Below are 19,267 nucleotides of genomic sequence, written 5' to 3' on the forward strand. Positions count from 1 at the left end.
TCTCACGACCACCTGAAGGGCCACTTGCGACGCTTCTCGCCTCATTTGCAAGAGCGCTGAGTGATCAGGGATACAGTGCGTATTCCCTGCATCGGCAAGTGCGCATTGCAGCAGACTTTAGCAGGTGGCTTGAACACGCAGGTGTCGGAACACGCCGCATCTGCACTGACCATGCAACACGGTATTTGCGACATCGCGCGCGAATCGTTCGACTGTGCCGCGGAGATCGCGCCGCCCTCGGACACCTCATGGAATTCCTACGCAGTAGGCAAGTAATTCCCGCTGAGAAGACACCGGTTTCCCAACTGTCGCCTATTGAGCGCTGTATCAAGGCCTACGTAGCGTACTTGCGCGAAGCGCGCGCCCTGACCGAAGCGACGATTCGCAACTACGTGCCCTTCGTCGGCAGTTTCCTGGAGGACTGCTTCGGCAACCAACGGGTCACGCTCTCCCGTTTGCGCGCGAGCCATATCGTGAGATTCGTGCGACGTCGGAGAAGTAGCGTTCCTCGAACTCAACGACATCGACTGGGCCGAGGGATGCCTGACTGTTCGCAACAACAGCGGGTTGTGCAACGAATTGCCCTTGCCCGCTGACGTCGGTAGGGCGATCGCCGCATATCTGAGTCGTGATCGACCGTCCGGCCTCTGTCGGCGCGTATTCTTGCGCTCAAGAGCTCCGTTCACCGGGTTTCGGAGCGCCTGTGCGGTCGGCTCCGTTGTGCGTCATTCGCTCCAGCGCGCCGGCATTGACGCGCCGACTATGGGAGCACACCAATTTCGCCACGGATTGGCCACCGAGATGCTGTGCCACGGTGCGTCGCTCGGCGAGATCGGTGAATTCCTTGGACACCGGCATCCACAGACCACGAGGATCTACACGAAGGTCGATATCAAGGCGCTGCGAACGCTGGCCGTGCCATGGCCAGGAGGTGTGCGATGAACACGCTTCGGCAAGCGGTCGACGAGTACGTTACCGTGAGACGCGCCCTCGGATCCAAGCTGAATGAGGCAGACAAGGGATTGCGCGACTTTGTCGCGTTCATGGAACGACGCCGCGCCTCGTACATCACGCAATCGCTCGCTCTCGAATGGGCTCAGCAACCATCATGGCAGCGACCCGCAAGCTGGGCGCAGAGGCTGGGCTTTGTCCGTATGTTCGCGCGCTATCGCAGTGCAACCGATCCACGCACCGAGATCCCAGCGCAAGGCCTGCTTCCCTTTCGGCCGACGCGGGCACGACCATATCTATATTCGGATGGTGAGATTCGAGCGCTGCTGGACGCGGCGCTTCAAATGCCATGCAGGTTCCAACGCGATGAACTGCAGCCATGAACCTATCATTGCCTGTTCGGGCTCCTCAGCGTAACGGGTATGCGTCTGGGCGAAGTCAGAAACCTTGAACTTGAAGACGTTGATTTGAAGACAGGAGTGTTGACGATCTGCGGCACCAAGTTCGGCAAGTCGAGACTCGTTCCTTTACATGTCTCGACCTGCAAAGTACTTGCCGCCTACATTGCACGGCGAGAACGTTATTGGGCCGGGCGAACCGTGTCATCCTACGTATTCGCTTCCAATAGGGGGAACCGGCTGGACAACAGCGAGATTCATCGCGCCTTTTATCGACTCTCGCGCCCTAGCTCTCGAAGTGCCGGAGTATTCTGCGCAGATCCAGCGCGTGCTAGCCATTCCCAGCAAGCGCTTCACCCACACGCTCGTCAACTTCCTGACTCGCCCGGAGATCGACGCACTCCTTGCCGCGCCCGATCAACGTGCCTGGTCCGGCCGACGTGATCATGCCTTCTTGCTGGTGGCTGCGCAGACCGGCCTGCGTTTATCCGAGATGACTGGACTCAAACGCGAGGATCTCGTTCTTGGTGCCGGCGCTCATGTGCGCGTAATCGGCAAGGGACGCAAGGAGCGCTGCACGCCGATCACGAAGTCTACGCGCGCCGTATTGAAATCCTGGTTGCGCGAGCCGCAGCGCGGTGATGGTGATGTGCTGTTCCCGAGCGCCAGGGGAGGACGTCTCAGTGTCCATGGCGTCCAGTACCTGATAAACAAGCATAGAGAAGCGGCGTCAAGAATGTGTCCCTCCTTGAACACGAAGCGGATCACCGTCCACTGCTTGAGGCATACGGTTGCCATGGACCTTCTTCAATCGGGCGTTCCTCGTTCAGTGATTGCACTGTGGCTCGGACACGAATCGGTAGAAACAACGCAGATCTATCTCGAGGCAACGCTTGCAATGAAGGAACAGGCCCTTGCGAAGATGTCGCCATTACGCGGCAAGGCGGGACGCTTCTGCCCGACGGACCAACTGCTCGCCTTTCTGAACAGCCTGTAGGGTCACGAAACTATGTTGGGTAATCGGAGCGGCGCTTCTGTTCTGAGGCGTGCAATCGTTGGGCCAATATGAACTCTCATCCATATCGCCCGACATAGTCCGGCAGGGAAGATAGTGGCGAGTCGTGTGTGATTGCCGCCGACGGCGCTGTACTCGCCCGCCGGCCCGGCAACGAAGGACCTGGCATCGTCAGCGCGACGCTCGCGCATGCAGAGATCGCGGCGACCCGCGAAAAGCTGTCTTACTTCGACCATCGGCGTATCGATCTATACGACACACCGTCGTTCTGAAACTCTCCTCTATTCAGGTAAAAGCAACCATGTCCGAAACATTGATTGTCGCTGGCTGGATCGTCAAGGGCGTCGCCGACCGGCACACCGCAGAGGTCATCCGCGACGGCGCGCTGTATCAACGCGACGGCGTAATAGTCGAGATCGGCGATGCGCAGCAGCTGATCGCAAAGTATCCGAACGCGCCGCGCCTCGGCTCGCCCGATACGGTGTTGCTGCCTGGCTTCGTCAACAGTCACCATCACGTCGGCCTGACGCCGCTGCAACACGGCTCTTCGGACTACGCGCTGGAACTGTGGTTTGCGAGCCGGATGGGTACGCGCGAGATCGATCTTTACCTCGATACCCTGTACTCCGCCTTCGAAATGATTGCGTCCGGCATTACCACCGTGCAGCACATCCACGGTTGGCGGCCTGGTCCGCTGTCGTCGATACATGAAGCCGCTTCAGGCGTCCTGAAGGCGTATCGGGACATCGGTATGCGCGCGTCGTACAGCTTCGCCGTGCGCGAGCAGAATCTGCTCGTCTACGAAGCCGACGAAGACTTCGTCGAACGCCTGCCGGCCGACATCGGACCTAAGGTCGCTGCGCATCTGAAAGCGCAGCAGGTCCCGCTGGCCGATCATCTGCAGTTGTTCGACATGCTCACGCAGGACAACGAAGGCCAATCGCTGACCCGGATTCAGCTTGCACCTGCCAACCTGCACTGGTGTAGCGATGAGACACTGCTTACCATCAAGGAGCGCGCCGACAAAGCCGGCGTACCGATGCATATGCATTTGCTCGAAACCGCCTATCAGAAGGAATACGCGCGCCGCCGGACCGGCAAGACGGCGGTCGCGCATCTGAACGATCTCGGTCTGCTCGGTCCGTCGCTAACCCTCGGCCATGGCGTGTGGCTAACGGAAGCAGACATCGAAATGGTCGCGCATACCGGCACCTGCATCTGCCATAACTGCAGTTCGAATCTCCGTTTGCGCAGTGGCGTGGCACCCTTGAATGCGTTCGCCAGATACGGTGTGACGGTCGGCATGGGGCTCGATGAAGCGGGTATCAACGATGACCGCGACATGTTGCAGGAGATGCGCCTCGCACTACGGGTACACCGCACGACGGGAATGGACGACGACGTGCCGACCTGCCCACAAATACTGAAAATGGCCACTGAGGATGGCGCTCGAACCACCCCGTTCGACGCACAAATTGGGCGCCTGGAAACCGGACGCCTGGCCGATCTGGTGCTGATGAACTGGAAGACCGCCACGTATCCGTATCAGGACGATAATATTCCGATGCTCGATGCGCTCATGCAGCGCGCCAAGACCAATGCTGTCGATGCCGTGATGATTGCCGGCGAAGTGGTGTACCGGGATGGCCGGTTCACGCGCGTGGATCGCGATGCGATCCTCAACGAGATCGAACAGACTCTCGCGAAGCCGCGCAACGAGGTGAAGCAGGCGGAACGGGAACTGGGCACCGCCGTGTTCCCTCATGTAAAGGCCTTTTACACCGACTATTTTGCTGAAACGCCGCCGCGTCAGCCGTTTTACGCCCCTTCATCACGGAACTGATGGACCGAATGACCACGCAAGCCCTTTTGGAAGCGGTCGACGATCGTTTCGACGCTGAAGTCGAATTTCTGGCCGCCCTCGTTCGCGAGCCCTCTGACAACCCGCCCGGCGATTGTGCTGGTCACGCCGATCTGGCCGCCCGCGCGCTAGAAGCGCTCGGCTTTGAAGTCGAGCGACACGTCGTGCCGGCAGACGCTGTCGTTCAGGCTGGCATGATCAGTGTGACCAACCTGGTCGTTCGGCATCGCTTCGGCGACGGCCCGACGATTGCACTGAATGCACACGGCGATGTCGTGCCGCCCGGCGAGGGCTGGTCGAGCGATCCTTACGGCGCCGAGATCCGGGACGGCTATATGATCGGACGCGGCGCGGCAGTCTCGAAGTCCGACTTCGCCACGTACGCTTTCGCATTGCGCGCGTTGATCGAGACGGCTGCCCCGCTGCAAGGCACGGTCGAACTGCATTTGACCTACGACGAGGAAAGCGGCGGCTTGCTGGGTCCCGGCTGGCTGCTTGCGAACGGCATCGTAAAGCCCGACTTCGCGATTTGCGCCGGCTTCTCGTATGCGATCACGACCGCTCACAACGGTTGCGTGCATCTCGAAGTCAGCGTGCGCGGCAAGTCCGCGCACGCCGCTCGCCCCGACACCGGACACGACGCGCTTGAGGCGGCCACGGCGGTGTTGCAGGCGCTCTATGCGCATCGCGCGGAACTGGCCACGATTCGCTCCGCGACCACCGGAATCGAACATCCGACACTCGTAGTGGGGCTGATCGAAGGCGGCATCAATACCAACGTCGTGCCCGATCTGGTGACCCTGCGGCTCGATCGGCGCGTGACGCCGGAGGAAGACGCGGCTGCCGCGCGAACGCGCGTGGAGGAAGTCGTGCGGCACGCTGTCGCCGGGCTGCCCGGCATCAGCGTCGAATTCCGCGAGGTACTGATCGCCTCACCGATGAGGCAGTTGCCCGGCGCGGAGCGGCTCGTCGCCGCATTGCAGGCGGCGGCTCGCGTCACGATCCAGACGGAGATTACGGCGGAAGGTGTGCCGCTCTATACCGATGCCCGCTTGTACTGCGAAGCCGGTGTGCCGACCGTGATCTACGGAGCCGGACCTCGCACACTCCTTGAGGCAAACGGACACCGGGCGGACGAGCGAGTGGCGATAGAAGATCTGAGGCGGGCTACGAAGACCGTCGCTCTGGCGCTCAGCGGCTTACTGAAGCCGCAGTAGACTGCGGCGTTTCCGGTGACGAACGGCTATCCGGCAACGCCAGCGAGTGTCCGGTTTGCGGGTGGATTGTGTTGAAAAAGTCGCCCGTGGTTCGGAATGTTCGGTATCCTGGAAGACATCGATCGACGGGAGCGATTCGTCATGATGGGGCAACTGGGCAGCGGACAGGACAAACTCTTTTACTCGTTTAACATCGGCAATCACGTCCCACGCGAACACCTGTTGAGAGGCATCGATCACTTCCTCAATCTGCGCGGTCTACGCCAGCATCTCGCGCCGTTCTACAGTCCGATGGGTCGGCTGTCGATTGATCCGGAGCTCATGATCCGCATGTTGATCGTCGGCTACTGTTTTGGCATCCGGTCCGAGCGCAGGCTATGCGAAGAGGTGCATCTGAACCTGGCGTATCGATGGTTCTGTCGCCTGGGCCTGGAGGACGCCGTACCCGAACACTCGACATTCTCCAAGAACCGCCACGGTCGTTTCCGCGATAGCGATGTACTACGCCATGTGTTCGAGTCGGTGCTGGGTCGATGCATGTCCGAAGGGCTCGTAAAGGGTGAAGGATCCGCGATTGACGCAAGCATCATCAGAGCCGACGCGAGCTCTGCACGCGGTGTTCCCCGGGTTCTGGACCCATCGACTGGGGTTGCGTCAAGGGACAAAGCCGTGCAGTGCGCGAATATCTGGAAGCATTGGAAGAAGCGAATCCAGCGGGCACCGAAGCGGCGGAGATGGCAGAGAAATCGACCTCTCGAAAGAGGATATCTCTGACGGATCCCGCCGCGAGCTGGACAGCCGCCAAGGGTGGCTTGCCGTTCTTCGCCTACTCGACCAATTATCTGATTGACCTGCAGGCAGGGATCATCGTTGACGTCGAGGCGACGCCCGAATCTTGCGGTTCGTGAAGAAGGACGATTGACGCCGGTTGCGAGGCGACCGGCTGAAAAGGAAACGGGATGTAGCGAAAGCCACATCCCGCTTTTTATCGCTTCGAGAAACGCAGCGCGTTCAACCATTTACTGTCCCGGCAAACCGGTGACGGCAGTCGACGTGGTCGCCAACGTCGGCACGAGGTTTGCCCCTGCGGCGTTCTTGATCGTGCTGTTGGTAAAGGTCCAGTTGCCCGCATTGGCGATCGAACCGGCGCTCACGGAGGTGCCCGACGATTTGACTGCCGTGATGTTCACGTTGTTGAACGTGAAATTGGTAAACCGGCCCTTTTCCGCTTCACCCGCGATCGTATAACCCGCGACGCCGAACACCGCGCTCTCGACGTGCTTCATCCTGATGTTCTCGAACCTGAAGTTGCGGAAAATCGGATAGCCGTCCGACGCGTTGGCCGGCATCACGAGAATCGACGGCCAGTACGGCGGTTCCACATACGTCGTGCCGAACGTGGCCGGCACCGTGCCGCCGGCCGGCCAGTTTTCGTTGCCTTGCATGAAGTAGTACGCGTCGTCGACGTTGATGTCGTGGATATAGACGTTTTCCATCACGCCGCCACGCGTCGGCGCGGATTTGAACACGAACACGCTGTAGACAGCCGGCCCGCCCGTCTTGTAGCCGACGTTGCTGTTGATCTGCGCGGTCAGCGGCGAGACCTGAATGTTCGACACCTCGATATTGTTCGCGCCGCCCGAGGTTTCGCTGCCGATCGTAAACGCAGTCGCGCCGGCGCGCACCGTCGAGTTGCGGATCACGACGTTCGCTGTCGGCTTGTTCACGCGCAGCCCGTCGCCGTCACGGCCCGACTTGATGACGAAGCCATCGTCGTTCGCGACAATATCCGCGTTCTCGACCAGAATGTTCGTAGACGAGTCCATGTCGATGCCGTCGGTACTCGGCATGATGCCGGTCGCTGCCGTCGGGAAGTTGTAGACGTGGACGCCGTCGAGATGCAGTTGGTCCGAGTAGCACAGGTGGATGGTCCAGAACGGCGAATTCTGCACGGTCACGTCCTTGATCGTGACGTTCGTCGACTTGTACGTTTCGATTCCGCGCGGCCGCTGCTCGTCCCAGTTCAGCGCCCACGTGACACCCAGCGACGAATGGAACGTCGTGCCATCGGCGTAATAGTGCGACCACCACGATTGCCCGTTGCCGTCGATCACGCCCTTGCCGGTGATCGTCACGTTGTCGGCGTCGCGAACGTTGATGATCGCGGATGCCCAGTTCATCTCGATGCCCTGCACGCGGGTCGGCACCTGCGGGTACAGCGAAAGACCATCGGGAGAGAAACCGTTCGTCGCGCCGGACGCGATGGTGGTTTCGATATTCCACCAGCTCTGCGCCTGGATGGCCTTCAGCGTCACGCCTTCATCGATCTGCAAGGTCGTGTTCGAACCGACGAACAGCGCGCCGGTCATGAACGTGCCCTGCGGAAATACGACCGTCCCCTTTGCGGCGCTCGCGGCATTCAGTGCTTTCTGGATCGCGGCGGTGTCGTCCGTCGAACCGTCGCCTTTTGCGCCGAACTCCGCGACGCTGAACGTCGTCTTGACGCTCGGTGAAGACGCCGGCTTCGCGGGCGCGGCCGACTCGGGCGCGGCCGTCGCGTCGGAATCACTGTTCGGTATCCCACCACCGCCGCAGCCCGCAACCGTCATGCATGCCAGTGCAATCGCCAACAATCCCGTCCTCATGTCTCCTCCAATGGTTTGAAGATACGACTCGGAATTTATGTTGAAGCCATTCTCCTCATTGATGGGATGTCATACAAGATGGTTTACCCTGCACCCCGGCAAGTCTTGCTGGGTCACACCGGCGCGATAAGACATCGTATAACCTGGATGCCAGGAACCGGCCCCAAACGCAAAAATCCTCGCTTGCCGCCGCACTGCGACGACAACCGGGGATTCGAACGAAACAGCGATCGTCAGATGAAACGAGGCTGAGCGGGAAGAATTAATTTACCAGCACCATCCGCTTGATATCGCCGACGATGAAGATGTACGACAGCGCACCGACCAACGCGACGACGCCGATAAATACCAGCGCGCCCACGAACGAACCGGTCGCCGCGACGTTCAGGCCCACCACGAGCGGTGTCACGATACCCGCCAGATTCGCGGCGAAGTTGAAGATGCCGCCGGTCACGCCGAGCAGGCCCTCGGGTGCGATATCCGACACGAGCGTCCAGCCGAGCGCGGCCATCCCTTGCGCGAAGAACGCCACCGACAGAATCGCGATCACCGCCACGTTGCTCTGGACATAGTTGGCGAGAATGATCGTCGATGCCAGCAGCAGACCCGCGATGATCGGCAGCTTGCGCGCGATGTTCGGCGATTTGCCACGGCGCAGCAGCCAGTCGGAGAACAGGCCGCCGAACATCATGCAAGGAAGCAAGCGCCTGGCGCTCGGTAGCGAAGCGTTCGATCTGCTTACCAGGCTGACGATCAGTTGAGACGGAATAACTACGGGGCACTAGCTGTTGTCCGTTTGATGCCGCGCGCTCGTTGGACGCGCCCTGTCGTTGTAGTCTCAGCGCCCTTCCTTTTTCGCCAGCCAATCATGACGCCATTCGATCCAGATCACCTGCTCCGCCCCATCGATGACAGCACGCCGACAGGCGAGAACCTCGAATACGATCCAGAATTCATCGCGCTGGAGCGGCTCGCCACACCGACATCCGAGCGGGCGATGGGCGACAGCCTGAAGGCCGCCGTAGAACCGGACTGGGATAAGGTGGCAACCGCCGCCGAGGCTTTGTTCAGCCGTACCAACGACCTGCGTGTGGCCATCCATCTGACCGCCGCCTCGACCCGCATTCATGGCATTGCAGGCTGGAGCGCCGGTCTTGGGCTGGTTCGCGGTCTGCTGGAACGTTACTGGGAAGCGGCGCACCCGCAATTGGACACCGCCGACGACAACGACGCTACCGCGCGCACCAACGCGATCATGCCGCTCGGCGATCCCCGGAGCGTACTCGCCTATTTCCGCAACGCGCCCTTCGTGAGCTCACCGCGCCTCGGCCGCTTTTCGTTGCGCGATCTGCGTATCGCGACGGGCGCAATCACCCGGCCACCCTCTGCGGAGGGCATGCCTGCGCCCACGCTGATCGATCTCGAAGCGTGCTGCATGGATTGCCCCGAACACCAGTTGCCCGATGCGGCCGCAGCACTCGCGGTAGCGCTAGAGCACGCGCGCGCCATCGATGCAATTGCGAGCGAAAAGCTGGGTACCGCTGGACCCGATCTGGGCCACCTGACCGACGATATCGAAGAGTTGAAGAAGTTCGTCGATGCACAGTTGGCGCGGCGCTTTCCGGAGCGCGGCGAAGCGCTCGCCGCCGGATTGGTGTCGACCGGCGAAGACGCGCCCACGAACCCTGCCCCTCGGCGCGATAACGGACGAATCCAGGGACCCGATGACGTCGTCCTGTGCATCGACGAAATCTGCGACTACTACGAACGTCACGAACCGTCCAGTCCGCTGCCGATCCTGCTCAAGCGAGCCAGACGTCTGGTCGGCAAGCGCTTCGCGGAAGTCCTTCAAAACATCGCGCCCGGCGGCCTCGCAGAACTGCAGACCCTATCCGGGCCGGACGAAGAATGATCCCTGCAGATCGGCGCAACATCGAGCGGCTGTTGCGCTCGGACTGGCTGCTTCGAAAACGCGGCTCAATATGCGAAGACAAACCAGCAAAACAGCATGACGCCCACCGCGGCCACGCCGAGCAGCACAGCGGCCCACGCGGCGAGCGGTCGCGCGCCGAGGTCCGTGTGCACCGCCCCCCCTTCAGCACTTGCCGCACTTCCGGCATCGTGACCTTCCGCCAACACGTCCGGCTGTTGCATGACGCCCGACAGCACGACCCGCCGCACGGTGTCGCCTGTACCCGCAGTGTCCCGCCCCAGCGATTCGAACAACATGCGTCGGCGGTACCGGTATTCGTTGCGCTGAATCCGCTGTAGTCGATGGGCTTCGTCGAGCGCGCGCAATGCGTCGTTGACCTGCTGCTCGTCCACACTCATGCCTGCTGCCTCCTCGGTCGCAGCCACTCGCACTGCACGACATCGCTGCGGACCGACAGCGCGGGCGGCACGATCGTCATGCCGTGGTTGCGGCGCACGGATGCCGATAACGCACCGGCCATCTGTGCGGACGATGAAGTGGTGGAACTCGCGCCAGTTCTCGCGGGTGCCGCCCGCTGCGAAGAACGTCGATCTGACGCTCACAACGTGTCCTGAAAGCGTCGGATAGCGCGGCCAGCTTCGGCGTGCGCCCGTGATAAGCGGAAGGGATGGGGTCCGGATGGTTCATGGCGGAAATTTCACGATGCTTCGAGCCGCACGATGACGGCGGAAATGTTGTCGCGCGCGCGACGCGCAAGGGCGAGCTCGAACAGGCGCTCGATCTGCCGGCGTGGACTGTGCTGCTCGCGACAGGCGGCGGTCAATTCGCCATCACTGAGCTCCTTGTTGACGCCATCCGAGCACAGCAGGAACTGCATGCCGGGACGGCTGCCGGCCATGGCCCAGTCGACGTAGAGCGTCTCGTCGACGCCGACCGCCCGGGTCAGCACGCCAGTGCCCACGCCTGCCGGCGCGCGTGGTCCGAAATGCGTGATGTCGACCGGTTGACCATGCACGTGGTCGCGAGTGAGTTGCGTCAGTGCGCCGTTTTCCTGAATGTACACGCGGCTATCGCCGACCCAGCCGCACAGCACGAACTGCTGGTCATGCACCAGCAGCGCGACGGTCGAACCGATCACGTCGGTTTGTCGAGCGACGGCCGCCTCGCGCAGTTCGGTGTTCACCTGCTGCAGGCTGTCTTCGATCGCAGCAATGAAGTCGAAGACGCTGCCTTCGCGCGTCAGCGCACCAAGGCGTTCGATGATCAGCGTGCTCGCGTAGTCGCCGGCCGAATGGCCGCCCAGACCGTCGGCCACAGCCCACAGTCCGAGGTCCTCGCGAACCAGAATCGCATCTTCATTGCGGCGGCGCACCTTGCCTGTCTCGGTGTGGCCGGCGGAGCAACAATGCGTCGTCATGAGCCGGCTTCGATCACGGCCAGCGGCCATTGCGCGGGCTGCGTGCCGAGGCCCGCGCACATCGCGAGATGCAGGCGGGCGTCCTCGTTCGTGGTCAATGCCAGCGCCTCGAGCAGACACGCGTGCGGAAGCTGGATGAGCGCGCGGCTGACGAGCAACAGCAGGCGATCGTCATCCTCGAGCGTGATGCACGCTTCGTCGCAATCCGGTTCTTCGGAGGCGCCGATGCCGGGCATCGCGAGCCATGCATCGCCGAACAGCAGATCGTCAAATTCGCCGCCCGCGCCTGCCGCCCGCTCGACGAACAGTGGCTGCAACTGGCCGCGCCGCCAGTGCCAGGCTGCTGCGGCGCCGATCCGCAGCAGTCGCACCTGCGCTGCGTCAAAGCGCGCGACGAGGGCCGCGCCGTTTGCTGCCGCTGCGTAGCGCGCATCGTGCGCATCGTGCCGGGCGCCGCGCAGTTGCGCGTGCAGCGCCAGCAGGCCGGTCCGCAGGCTGGGCAGATCCGCCGCACTGCGCTGCGCCGTCTCGCGGATGGCGCGCGCTGCACGTTGGTGCGAGTGAGACGGGCCGTCATCGGCACTCAGCACCAGTGTGCGGCCGTCGTCGAGTAGCAGCAGCGCATCGCTGGCATCTGCAGCGTGACCGGCTGCCGATGAACCGACGGGCAACACTCGATCATCGTGACCGTCCTCCGCGTGCAGACCGGATTGCCCGGCAGCGATCTCTTCATCGCCCGGCAACGCGACAGACTCCCACTGACGAGCGGATGCCGAGCCGAACTCGCGCAGCGCATCGCCCATGTCACCCACGTCGCCCACGTCGCCCACCCTCGACACCACCGGCTCCAGTAGCACTGCGTAGCTCGACGGCAAACCACGCGTCGCCAGCAGGCACGCAGCACGTTCGGTCCACCAGAGGCACCACGGCCCCGGCCGCTTGCCGAGTTGCGACCATGCCTCGGCCAGCACCATCCCAACGGCCGCGCCTTCGGGCATCGCCAGTCGCCATTGACCGCCGTCCCACGGCAGCGCGCGCCAGAACGCAGCCATGTCGGTCGCTGGTCGCACGTGCGTCAGCGGACCGGGCAACGCCGCCACGCGCACATCGAAGGTTTCGACGCTCACGACCTCGTGCTGCGAACTGCGATAGACGCGCTCGAGCGCGTCGAACCACGCTTGATTGCCGAGCACGGTCGCGACATCGCCGCCACAGGGCGCGGCCAGCACCATCGGAAAGGCACGGCCGAGCCGATCGACGGCCGGTCCGATCAGCCCGCACCACGCGACGTTGCCGCACACCGGTGCGGGCAGCACGAAGCGCCACGCCGCGCCCTGTCGCCATGCGGCGTCCCAGTGCGTGCCGAGCTCGCCGCGCCCGGCTTCAACCGCGCGCTGGAAGTCACGGTCCCAGGCTTCGACGAACGCGGACGGCAGCCGTCGCTGAACAAAATCGCCCGCGCTGGGCAATTTCCCGAAGAAGCCGACTCCACCGTTCATCGCGGACACCTGAAACGACGGACTTCGTCGTTGAGGAACGGGTTCTTCAGACTCGCGGGCGCGATCGGCAGCTTCACTGCATGGCCGCCGAAGTCGAAGGTCGCGAGATAGCGCAGGTCGCTTTGCTTTTGCAGACGGGCCGCATCGAGCGCGTGGAAGAACGCCCAGTCGCCATTGAATTTCAGCGGCGTGCCGACCGGCTGGCCGGATGCATCGAACGCACTGACGACCACGTGTCCGGGCTGCGGTCCAGGCCACGTCATCGATATGCTCGCGGGGCCGTTCGCCGCGTAGTCGTACTTCTGCCCGTCGATTTCGACGCTCAGCTTCGCGATTGCCGGATCGAGCTGCGGCGCGAGCAGCGTAAAGCCGACCTGCAGTTGCGCGCCGTTGCGGAAATAGATCTGGCGGATCGCGTCGGCACTCTGCGCTTCGCTCAGCACGGCGTCGGGGCCGGCCGGCGCGCCGGGCTTCCATCGCCAGTTGCGGCCACTCGTGTCGACTGATTTCGCGAGCGTCGACTTGAAGAAACTGTCGAACCGTCCGCCATTGCCGAACAGCTCGGCGAAGTTCTGCACGGGGATGTCCGATGCACGGTTCGACGCAAACGGATAGCGGCCATCGACAAAGCTCGCGCAGTCGTTGCCCGCTGCCTCGCGAAACTGGCTGGCGAGCGCGGCGCTGCTTCCGCTCGCGACCAGATCCGCACTCTTGCCGGTGAGACCGGAAATCAGCGAAGCCACCTGCGGCGGCAACTGGTCGCTCTCCTGGCGCGCCGCGAGCACGGCCGGATCGTTCTGCGCGCCGGGTGCGCTCAGGTCAGTCATCGTCAACAGGTTCTTGCCGAGCTGGTCGAGCACGGTGGACATCTGATCGAGCGGCGTCGAGCCCAGCGTGCCGACGCTCATCTGGTTCAACTGCGCGAAATGCGCCTCGATGGCGGCGCCCGCCCGGCTGGCCGGCGCTTCGCCCGAACCCGATTTGGTGCTTGCGGTGCCGTTGGTCGTGGTGCCGTCCGGCAGCGTTGCGCCCGCGTCGCGCAATTCGCCGGCCAGACGCGTGTTCGCCGCGCGTCTCGCAATCAGGTTCCCGCCGACGGACGCCGCCTGCGCGCCCACCGCCGAAGCCGACAAGGCCGATGAAGCCGAAGTTGCACCGTCAGCCGTGGCGCCGCGCAACATGTCGCTGGTGTTGTCACGCACGAGATGCAGCAGCGCTTTCAGCGGCGAACTCGGACCCGACAGTTTCGCGGCCAGCGCACTCGCGGCCTGAATGTCGGACACCGGCTGAAGTTGCAGATCGGCGAGCAATGCGTCCCACGCCTTGATGTAGTCCTGCTCGTACAGTGCCAGCACCTGCTGTTCGTAGCGCGAGCGCGCGAGCGGATCGATGCGGCTGGCGTTGAAGACCCAGTAGTCCTTCACGAAGCCGTCCACCGACCGATCGATTCCACCGTTCACCTCGGCGGCGAAAACCGGCCTCGTGAACAGCGCGGGGAACGGTTGCGACAGCGGCGCGCCGCTGTTGCGGCGAAACACGCTGCCAAGCAGTCCGAGCGACTGGTCGAGTCGCACCGGCGGCGCCCCCGAACGCCCGGCGTCGAGCTGGACGCTGCCGTAGATCAGCGTCGCGAGATCAGCGGTCTTCAGCGTCGCGCGCGCCTGATCGATCAGCGCGTTGTCGAGCGTCAGCGCGCGCGGCTTCGCCGAATCGTCGACCAGCGCGGAAAAGTGTTTGTAGAGCGCGTTCTGGATCGCCGGGTCCTGCGGGAACATGCGTTGCCATTCGATGCGCGCGAGCGCGGCCAGCTCGCCGGGATCGAGATGCTGCGGCTGGCCGAGCATCAGATAGCCCTTCAGGTAGTCGTAGAGTGCCTGCGGAGCGTTGGCACTGGCGTTGAGTCCTTCCCGGAAGCGCACGCCGACGCCGGGCAGCAAGGTGCCGTCGAGTTCGCGCAGATACGCGGCATGCACCTGCCCGAACAACGCGTGTCCCTGGAACAGGCCAAAGCGCATCAGCCAGGGCACGTGGCCCTGGTACTGGCCCGCGACGCCCTGCGCGCCGGAAATGACTTCGAGGCGCGCGAGCGCACGCGCGAAATACGTCTTGAGATCCGGTGCGCCGGCGAGGCTGCTGGCTGGCGGCAGGTCTTCCAGGGTGTCCTGCACCTGCGCGACGTAGAGACGGTTGCGCGTGTAACTGGTGGCGAAGCCGGTGATCAGCAGCGCCGTGACGAGCGCGATGCCGATATACATCCCGGCCTGCATCAGGAGCTTCTGCCGTTCCAGCCGCGGATTGGTGCCGGCGAGGCCCGACTCGCGGAACAGCACTTCCTTCAGCAGCCGTTCGACGAAAAAGGTCCGGCGTTGCGTGCCGCCGCCCTGCACGCGCGCCACGTCGACGCCGAAGGTGCGCGCGACGGCGCTCAGCATGCGGTCGATCGGCGCGCCCTGCTGGGTGCCGGAGGTCAGATAGACGCCGCGCAACAGCGGCGCTGCGCCGTACTGATGACGTCCGAACGCGCCTTCGACGAACTGCCGCGCAATTTCGCGAAACGCGCCGAGCTGCTGCGGAAAGCTGAGCACGGCGGCGCGTCGGCTGCGATCGCGCTCCCCATGCAGACGCTCAATCACGCGCGTATTCAGACGCTCCAGCAACAGGTCGAACTCGCCCGCGAAGCGCGCGCAGGCGCTACCGTCGATACTCGCGTCGACGGGAAACGTCATGCCCCAGACCTGACTGCGCAGATCGGGCCCGAGATCGTCGAAGAACTCGGTGAAGCCCGCCACGAGATCGCACTTGGTGAACACGAGATACACGGGCACCGCCACCTTCAGGTGCTGCGCGAGTTCGTCGAGGCGCCGGCGCACGGTGCGGATGTGCTGCTGACGCGCGTCTTCGTCGAGCGTCAACAGATCGGACACGCTCATGGTCACGATCACGCCGTTCAGCGGCCGGCGTCGCCGATAGCGGCGCAATAGCGACAGAAACGCCTGCCACGCGGAAGCGTCGGCGGCCGCATCGGAGTCCTGCGTCGTGTAGCGGCCCGCGGTGTCGAGAAACACCGCTTCGTCGGTGAACCACCAGTCGCAGTTGCGCGTGCCGCCGATGCCGCGCAGCGCCTCCTTGCCGAAGCGCTCCGAGAGCGGAAACTCGAGCCCGGAATTCTGCACCAGGGTGCTCTTGCCCGAGCCCGGCGGACCGATCACCACATACCACGGCAGCGCGTAGAGATTGCTGCCATTCCTGCGGGTCTTGCGCAACATATCGATTGCTTCGCGAAAGCGACGCTGCAACTGCTCGCGTTCGGCGCTGCCGGGTTCGTCGAGCGGAAGCTGCGCGTCCTGTCCAGCCAGCTCGCCGGACAGTTGCGACGTCTTGCGCCGCGCGCGCCATTGCATGGCCTGTTCGACCAGCAGCCAGCCCAGCACGATCGCGAAGATCAGCGCCAGCCGGGCCGCGGCGCTCGCGAGCGGTTGCCGTTCTCCGATCCCGAGATAGGGGCCGCCCAGCCAGATCAGCGCAGCGATCAATAGCAATCCGATCGCGACGGTGAACCACCGGGACGTCACCCAGTTTTTCAGCGTGTTCATGGGTTCAGTGCTCCGGGATAAACAGGATTTCCACGCGACGGTTGCGCGTGCGGTTCGCCGGCAGATCGGCCGGCGTCGCGATCGGCTGCGACGAGCCAGCGCCGCTCGCTTCGAGACGACGCGGATCGTCGAGCCCCTGCGCGAGAATCTGTTGCGTGTTCTGCGCGCGCGCCGTCGACAGCGCGAAGTTGTCCTTGAAGGTCAGCGAACGCACGGGCTGGTCGTCGGTGTGGCCGACGACGATCACCCTGCCCTTCACCTGATTCAGCGCCGACGTGATCCGGTGCAGGAGCGACACCACGTCGGGCGCGATGTCGGCGCCGCCCGACGGGAACAGTTCGGCGGCGGCGAGACGCACGGTGGCGCGGCCATCGGTTTGTTCGTCGACGCTCAACTGGCCGGCCTGTTCCTGTGGCGCGAGCAGTTGCTTGAGCGTCACGCGCGCGGCCGTGGGCGCGGGCGTCGCGACGGTTTGCGGCGGCGGCGTGTTCTCGAGACCGATCGCGGCAAGCTGTGCGCCGACTGGCGCAGCGAGCGCGTTGAGCTTCGTGAAAAACACCAGGAATGCACCCAGCAGCACGACGGCCGCAGCCGACGCGGCGACCCACATCGGCACATGCCGCATCACCGGATTGCGGCGGTCTTCGACGCCGCGCCAATGCGGCGCCAGTTCCGCGGCGGGCGCTTCGCGCAGCCCGCGAATGCGTCGATAGAGATCATCCTGAATGTCGGCCAGGCGCGCGAGGCCGCCTGGTTCCACGAGATAGCGTCCGCCGAAGCCCAGCGCGAGACAGATGTACATCAGCTCGATCAGATCGAGATGGCGCGAGAAGTCGACGCTCAGGCGATCGAGAATCTGGAAGAACTTCGCGCCGCCGTAGGCCTCGCCGTGGAATGTCACGAGCAGCGTCTTTTGCGCCCAGCCGCTCAGGTCGCCCCACGGCGCGTTGTTCACCGACTCGTCGAGCATCGTGCATAGCACGTAGCGCGCTGCCACGATGGTTTGCGTGTCGATGCCCGCGCCCTGTGCATAGCGCTCGAAGCTGCGCACCTGTGCGACCGCCTGTTCGCGCAGACGGCCGACGTCGGTGGGCGGCGCAACGCTGTGCCGCAATTGCACCGTCAGCAGCAGCAGCGGATTGGCCGCACGGACGAGCGGATTGGCGACACCGCTCAGGAAGTCGCCCAGCTCGGCGCGCAGCGGCGGCGGGCCAGGCGGCTGCGACGGCCGGTTTGCCGGCATCACGCGCGAAGTGGGCGATGCTGGCCGCACGATGCGCGTGACGTCGCCGGCGTCGGCGTTGGGATCGGCGTTGACGGCGCGCTGCGGGCGCACCATCGTCGCATCGCCGCGCCGGGTTGCGTCGGCGGAACGGTCGTTGGTGGTATTCATGCGCGTACCGCCCACAGTTGCAGGTCGAGACCGGCGAAGCCGCTACCGAAGTGCATCGCGATGCCGCCGGACGTCTTCAACATGCGCCACATCGGCGAGTTTCTGTCGCACTCGAAATAGAGGAAGCCCGACATGTAGGGCAACTGGCGCGGCGCGACCGCCATCGGCGATACGCCGATGCCCGGTAGTTGCAGGTTCACCAGATCGCGGATCTTTTCGACAGGACCGATCTTCGATTGAGTCGGCAGTTGCCGGCGCATGTCTTCGGACTTCAGGTCGGCCTTCGCGGCGAGCACGAAGGTCGCCGTATCGAGCAGCGTGAGATCGGGCACCATGCCGACCCACACGCCATACTTGCGCTGCTGCAGCGGAATCGCGACAGCGCTCTGTTCGAGCACCGCGCTCAACGCGATGCGCAGCGCCGCGATCACCGGCTCGAAGCTTTCGCGCAGCAGTTCGTGCCGATACGGCGGAAAAGCCTGCGCGCGCTTGCCCGGCGTCGTGAATGTAGCCAGCTCGCCGGCCAGTTCGAGCAGCAGCCGGTAAAGCGCTTCGGGGTGCAGCAGCGGCGCCTCGGCAAGATGCGCGATGAGCGGCTGATAGCGGTTGATCACCTGCAACAGCAGAAAGTCCGCGATTTCCGCGGCACCGCCGCGATCGGTCTCGCTCACACGTCCTGCGAGCGCCTCGCCGCGCTGATGCAGCAGGCCTAGCAGCTCAGACAGGAAGGTGACAAGCCGCCCGGCCGCTTCGGTGCTCTGCGCGGTCGGCACGAAGCCATCGTCGAGGATCACACGCCGATCGGCTCGGCATTCGACGACCCGTGCCAACGGAATCCGCATCAGGCCTTCCATCGGCTGCAATTCGGGTAAAAGACGTGTGCTCATGCCCGCGACTTCGAGCGCAGTGACGCCTTCCATGCTGCCCGACGCATCGCGCACTTCGGCTTCGCGCACACGATAGCGGAACAGTTGATCGCTGCCGGCGCCGGGCCATGCGCTGTCCGGCTGCGTGGGCGAACGCAGCGGCAAGGTCAGATGGACGATCTGGTCGCGCCAGTTCGCATCGATATCGAGCGGCGGCGGCAGTGGATCATCGCCGGGCATTGCGAACGGCGTGCCGTCGGGAAACACGCCGCGTGCGCGCTTGATGCCGAGCTTGCCGATTGCGAGCAGATCGCTTTCCAGTTCGAGTTCGTGAAAGCCCCATGCGTGCGGACGCAGATTGCCCGCGCGCAGCTCCACGTAACGCTCGAAATAGCGTTCCTGCTGCTGCATGTGCTGCGGCCTGAGGAACAGGCCTTCGCTCCATACCACCTTGTTGCTCTGGGTCATGTCGGTGAACC

13 protein-coding genes and 3 pseudogenes are annotated in these 19,267 nt (G+C 63.8%); 8 read left to right on the forward strand and 8 right to left on the reverse strand.

The features are described 5' to 3' along the window. Positions 1–501: 501 nt before the first annotated feature. The 7 genes and pseudogenes from F6X39_RS37665 to F6X39_RS26910 all read left to right on the forward strand — a co-directional run. Positions 502–942, forward strand: a pseudogene (locus tag F6X39_RS37665) (tyrosine-type recombinase/integrase); the annotation flags it as partial. Next, a complete protein-coding gene (locus F6X39_RS26890) occupies positions 939–1,334 on the forward strand; it encodes a hypothetical protein (protein WP_187618808.1) in 396 nt (131 codons plus the stop codon). The pseudogene F6X39_RS37665 and the gene F6X39_RS26890, both read left to right, overlap by 4 nt. A 39-nt stretch (positions 1,335–1,373) precedes the next feature. Then, complete coding sequence (locus F6X39_RS37670) at positions 1,374–1,793, forward strand: tyrosine-type recombinase/integrase (protein ID WP_410450437.1); 420 nt, start codon at positions 1,374–1,376, stop codon at positions 1,791–1,793. Then, positions 1,678–2,346: a tyrosine-type recombinase/integrase gene (locus F6X39_RS26895; protein ID WP_316251727.1), complete on the forward strand. Its 669-nt coding sequence runs from the start codon at positions 1,678–1,680 to the stop codon at positions 2,344–2,346. Before F6X39_RS37670 ends, F6X39_RS26895 begins: the two co-directional genes overlap by 116 nt. Positions 2,347–2,470: 124 nt before the next feature. Then, positions 2,471–4,207 carry an amidohydrolase family protein gene (locus F6X39_RS26900; protein ID WP_222945329.1) on the forward strand — a complete coding sequence of 579 codons (1,737 nt, stop codon included), beginning with the start codon at positions 2,471–2,473 and terminating at the stop codon, positions 4,205–4,207. After that, on the forward strand, positions 4,207–5,442 hold the full coding sequence (locus F6X39_RS26905; protein ID WP_187618810.1) for an ArgE/DapE family deacylase: 1,236 nt from the start codon (positions 4,207–4,209) through the stop codon (positions 5,440–5,442). Before F6X39_RS26900 ends, F6X39_RS26905 begins: the two co-directional genes overlap by 1 nt. Positions 5,443–5,583: 141 nt before the next feature. Next, positions 5,584–6,332, forward strand: a pseudogene (locus tag F6X39_RS26910) (transposase); the annotation flags it as partial. A gap of 129 nt (positions 6,333–6,461) precedes the next feature. Here F6X39_RS26910 and F6X39_RS26915 read toward each other — a convergent pair. Both F6X39_RS26915 and F6X39_RS26920 read right to left on the reverse strand, forming a co-directional pair. After that, entirely contained in the window at positions 6,462–8,072 is a 1,611-nt protein-coding gene (locus tag F6X39_RS26915) for a glycoside hydrolase family 28 protein (protein ID WP_187618811.1), read from the reverse strand. A gap of 277 nt (positions 8,073–8,349) precedes the next feature. Continuing rightward, positions 8,350–8,778, reverse strand: a pseudogene (locus F6X39_RS26920) (MFS transporter); the annotation flags it as partial. A gap of 177 nt (positions 8,779–8,955) precedes the next feature. Between F6X39_RS26920 and tssA the strand changes: the two are divergent. Continuing rightward, the gene (gene tssA, locus F6X39_RS26925) at positions 8,956–9,999 is read left to right on the forward strand and encodes a type VI secretion system protein TssA (protein ID WP_187618812.1); all 1,044 of its coding nucleotides are present in this window, start codon (positions 8,956–8,958) and stop codon (positions 9,997–9,999) included. A gap of 65 nt (positions 10,000–10,064) precedes the next feature. Here the strand turns inward: tssA and F6X39_RS37040 are convergent, their stop codons facing one another. From F6X39_RS37040 to tssK, 6 genes are all read right to left on the reverse strand, one after another. Beyond that, positions 10,065–10,622: a hypothetical protein gene (locus F6X39_RS37040; RefSeq protein WP_262414826.1), complete on the reverse strand. Its 558-nt coding sequence runs from the start codon at positions 10,620–10,622 to the stop codon at positions 10,065–10,067. A gap of 95 nt (positions 10,623–10,717) precedes the next feature. Continuing rightward, entirely contained in the window at positions 10,718–11,437 is a 720-nt protein-coding gene (locus F6X39_RS26935; protein WP_187618813.1) for a PP2C family protein-serine/threonine phosphatase, read from the reverse strand. Continuing rightward, positions 11,434–12,936 (reverse strand): type VI secretion system-associated protein TagF, encoded by a 1,503-nt coding sequence (gene tagF / locus F6X39_RS26940; protein ID WP_187618814.1) that lies wholly within the window; start codon positions 12,934–12,936, stop codon positions 11,434–11,436. Before tagF ends, F6X39_RS26935 begins: the two co-directional genes overlap by 4 nt. Further along, positions 12,933–16,529: a type VI secretion system membrane subunit TssM gene (tssM, locus tag F6X39_RS26945; RefSeq protein ID WP_187618815.1), complete on the reverse strand. Its 3,597-nt coding sequence runs from the start codon at positions 16,527–16,529 to the stop codon at positions 12,933–12,935. Before tssM ends, tagF begins: the two co-directional genes overlap by 4 nt. Before the next feature lie 4 nt (positions 16,530–16,533). Next, entirely contained in the window at positions 16,534–17,922 is a 1,389-nt protein-coding gene (gene icmH / locus F6X39_RS26950) for a type IVB secretion system protein IcmH/DotU (protein WP_187618816.1), read from the reverse strand. After that, on the reverse strand, positions 17,919–19,256 hold the full coding sequence (gene tssK / locus F6X39_RS26955; protein ID WP_187618817.1) for a type VI secretion system baseplate subunit TssK: 1,338 nt from the start codon (positions 19,254–19,256) through the stop codon (positions 17,919–17,921). Before tssK ends, icmH begins: the two co-directional genes overlap by 4 nt. Between the last annotated feature and the right edge of the window lie 11 nt (positions 19,257–19,267).

Origin of the sequence: Paraburkholderia sp. UCT2, from assembly GCF_014397665.1 — a bacterium.
Taxonomy (GTDB): domain Bacteria; phylum Pseudomonadota; class Gammaproteobacteria; order Burkholderiales; family Burkholderiaceae; genus Paraburkholderia; species Paraburkholderia tuberum.